The organism is Caenispirillum bisanense, from assembly GCF_900230255.1.
In the GTDB taxonomy this organism is placed as follows: domain Bacteria; phylum Pseudomonadota; class Alphaproteobacteria; order Rhodospirillales; family Rhodospirillaceae; genus Caenispirillum; species Caenispirillum bisanense_A.
The window spans coordinates 1-3,233 of record NZ_OCNJ01000030.1; the positions used below are offsets into that span (position 1 = coordinate 1).

The window sequence follows — 3,233 nt, forward strand, 5'->3', positions numbered from 1 at the left end:
ATGGTGTCTGTCAGTATGCCTAGTCATACTCACAGTCAACAGCGAGCCGCCGCCCTACGCCAGCCCCTCGACCGCGACATTCGGCGGAGGGTTACAGTTCGTCCTCGGTGGCCGAGGCGGCAAGCTCCTCGAACTCCAGCTCCATCTGCCCGATCAGCCGCGCCCGGCGCTCGGCGCTCGATCCGTAGAGCGCACGTTTCAACTTCTCGATCTGCAGCTTCTGGTGCGCGATCAGCGCCTGGTCTTCGGCGGCCCTGGCGCGCGCGACCGCCAGTTCCGCCCTCAGGGCGTCGAGCTCGTCTGTCGGAGTTTGGCGGCCGGTTTCCATGCCCCCATGGAATCACAAAAGGCGGTCTCTGACGTGCGGAAAGTGCTCGAAACTCAGCCTACCCTGCGCTTTTCGGGCGGAAGGTGTGGCGCGGGTTGCGCCAGTCGATCCCGTCGAGCATGTAGGCGAGCTGGGCCGGCGAAATGGCCACGACGCCGTCGGCCGGCGACGGCCAGATGAAGCGCCCCGTCTCCAGCCGCTTGGCGTAGAGGGACATGCCGATGCCGTCGTGCCAGAGGATCTTCACCAGGTCGCCCCTGGCGCCCCGGAAGACGAACAGGTCACCGGCGTGGGGATCGCGGCCGAGGCTCTCCTGCACCTGCAGCGCCAGCCCGTTCATGCCGCGCCGCATGTCGGTGCGCCCGACCGCCAGCCAGACCCGGACGCCGGAGGGAACCGCGATCATCGCCGTTCCAGCACGTCGAGGACGCGCCGCAGCGCAGGACCGTGGAAGCCAGCCCCGACACGGACACGATAGCCGCCACCCAGCTCGATCTCGATCCGCTCGTCGAGAGGCTCGCTGGCGTCCGGCACCTCGGCCGTCAGCACGACCGGGATCAGGCCCGGTTCCGCCGGCTCGTCGCGATGTGGCGGCGCCGCTTCGGACGCCGCGGCGAGCAACCGCTTCCGCCAGGAGAAGACCTGGTTCGCGTTCACCCCGTAGCGCCGGGCTACCGCCGCGACCGAGGCGCCGGGCTCGAGCGTGGCCGACACGATCTCCCGCTTCAGGTCATCCGGCCACGACTGGTAGCGCCGCTGCCCCTCTGAACTTCTGTCCATAACCGATTTCGTGGACACCTTTCCCACCGGTCGAAGTTGGCTGAGGGGCCAGCATCTCGGAACTGAATCCGGCTGAGAAGGCGGTGCTCACCGGAGGTTACGACGATGACGCATATTCCGGAATGGATGTGTTCGCCGTCCACCCCATCACCTCTCCCCATCAAGCTCCCCGGAAGGGAGCTCATCGTGACGCATTCTCATTTTTGGCTGTCAGATCAGGCGGGCCCATTACGGAAGTCTGGAGCCTAGCCAGAACTCATATCGACGCACAAAATTAATGTGGCGCAATCCGTTTTGCTTGGATACCATCCCTCCGTACTCTGTAGCTCGAACCTTCGATTCCATGATTGGCTTCGACTGGAGGTGCATGTCCTTGCTGAGCCTGCGACACGGCTGCCTCCGGTTATCTCATCAACCTCATACTGTCGCTTGTTGCTATACCTGGAGACGCTGATTATGACGCCCATAGCCTTTAACGCGAGCTGGTACCTGCAACAGAATCCTGACGTTGCGGCTGCCATCGAAGCGGGTGCTCCGTTCAATGCTGGCGAGCATTTTATGCTGTATGGCCGGAGCGAAGGTCGCTCCGCATCACCCCTGTTTGACGCTCAGCAATACTTGGCCAACAACCCTGACGTTGCTGAAGCTGTAGCGCAAGGACTCATCACCGCATGGGATCATTTCCAGTTGTTCGGAGGAACTGAAGGCCGTTCCCCCACTCCCTTGTTTGACGAATCCTTTTACCTTCAGCAGAATCCCGATGTAGCCGCCGCCATCGAGCAGGGCATTATTGCGTCGGCAGCGCAGCACTTCGCGCTGTTCGGGCAGGGCGAGGGCCGTCCGATCAACCCGGCTATAGACCTGGGCAAATATCTCAGTGCCAACCCGGACGTCGCTGGCGCCGCTGCAGATGGCGCGATTGATCCGTTCACCCACCTGATGCTGTTCGGTGTCAAAGAAGGGCGCTCCTTGGGCAACGGGATCACTCTCGCTGACTTCAGTAACGATCCGCAATTCACGCAGGCGCTAACCAATGGGAACGTAACCGGAGCCTTTGGGCGTGTAGAGTCGGTGGCTCCGTTCATTCCGACTTTCGAGCGCCCTGCGGGCTGGACGCCTCCCGCAAGCACTCCTATTCCAGTGGATTTCGTCCCTCCCCCAGGATCTGGTATTTCGCTCGTTGTCCCCCCGGAGGTGACTGTGCCGCCGACGGTGACGCTGCCTCCGGTGTTTCAGCCGGCAGCCCCCACCCCGACCCCAGGCGGTGGCACTGGTGGTGGCGGTGGCAACAATCTGCCGACGTTCACGGTGACTGAAAGTGCGTCTGGCTCCAAGATCTGGACGCTTTCCACCGGCAATGGCAATGTGGTGGTGACCGATGACGGTACCAACTACGTCTTTACGCCTGCTACGGGCACTGCCGTTTCCAAGGCGAAGGCCAACGTTGACAAGATCATTGTCAACACCATCACCCTGACTGGTACCGCCGCTGTTCTCAGTGGAGAAACGATCGAAGGCACCGGCACAGTCGCCGTCACAGCCCTCAACTCGACGGCAGCAGCCGACCTGAGCGGCATTACCGCCACGACCGTTACCGCTGCATCTGCTGGCAATGTCACCTTTACCGGCAAGTTCGGCAAGGCAGCGGTTGCTGTGACCAGTGGCACGCTGACCGTCGATAACGCAGCCACCATGGGCACCGCGACGTTTGCAGTTGCAACCGGCGCCACACTGGAAGGCCCCGCCGCCAAACTCGGCGGCGTAACCGCTACCGGCACCGGCTCGGTCAATGTCAGCGCACTGGCTGCCAATACCAACCTGTCGGGACTGAACAGCACCCTGACCGTCACCGCAGCCGTGGCCACCAGCGCCGATATTTCCGCCAACACCAACCTCGGCACCGTCGATGCCTACACCGTCGCGACGGGTCAAACCCTGACCATGACCGCCGCGCAGGCAGCAGGCAAGTCACTGACCGGCGCAGGCGGTGTCACCATCACCGGCTCCGACGGCGCGCAGACGCTCAACGTCGCCACTACCGGCACCAACACCATCACCCCGGGCGCAGGCGCGGATAACGTGACGCTGGGGGCGGGGACGGATACGGTGGTGGTGGGGGGGGGTA

Annotated in this window: 3 protein-coding genes and 1 pseudogene; 1 reads left to right on the forward strand and 3 read right to left on the reverse strand. The window is 63.2% G+C overall.

The features are described from left to right. Nucleotides 1-94: 94 nt before the first annotated feature. The 3 genes and pseudogenes from CRP50_RS24610 to tnpA form a co-directional block, all read right to left on the reverse strand. A pseudogene (locus CRP50_RS24610) lies at nucleotides 95-328 on the reverse strand (hypothetical protein); the annotation flags it as partial. 58 nt (nucleotides 329-386) lie between these two features. Continuing rightward, nucleotides 387-734, reverse strand: a complete 348-nt coding sequence (tnpB, locus tag CRP50_RS24615; protein ID WP_097281842.1) for an IS66 family insertion sequence element accessory protein TnpB — start codon at nucleotides 732-734, stop codon at nucleotides 387-389. Beyond that, nucleotides 731-1,108: an IS66-like element accessory protein TnpA gene (tnpA, locus tag CRP50_RS26400; protein ID WP_097281843.1), complete on the reverse strand. Its 378-nt coding sequence runs from the start codon at nucleotides 1,106-1,108 to the stop codon at nucleotides 731-733. The genes tnpB and tnpA overlap by 4 nt, the downstream gene beginning before the upstream one ends. Before the next feature lie 456 nt (nucleotides 1,109-1,564). On the opposite strand from tnpA, the gene CRP50_RS25390 reads away from it, so the two are divergent. After that, nucleotides 1,565-3,233, forward strand: a 1,669-nt coding sequence (locus CRP50_RS25390) for a hypothetical protein (protein WP_141415263.1), incomplete at its 3' end; no start/stop codon positions are given.

Excerpts from the sequence above, each read along its gene's own strand:
- tnpA (WP_097281843.1), bottom strand. The coding sequence starts at position 1,108 with ATGGACAGAAGTTCAGAGGGGCAGCGGCGCTACCAGTCGTGGCCGGAT.
- tnpB (WP_097281842.1), bottom strand. The coding sequence starts at position 734 with ATGATCGCGGTTCCCTCCGGCGTCCGGGTCTGGCTGGCGGTCGGGCGC.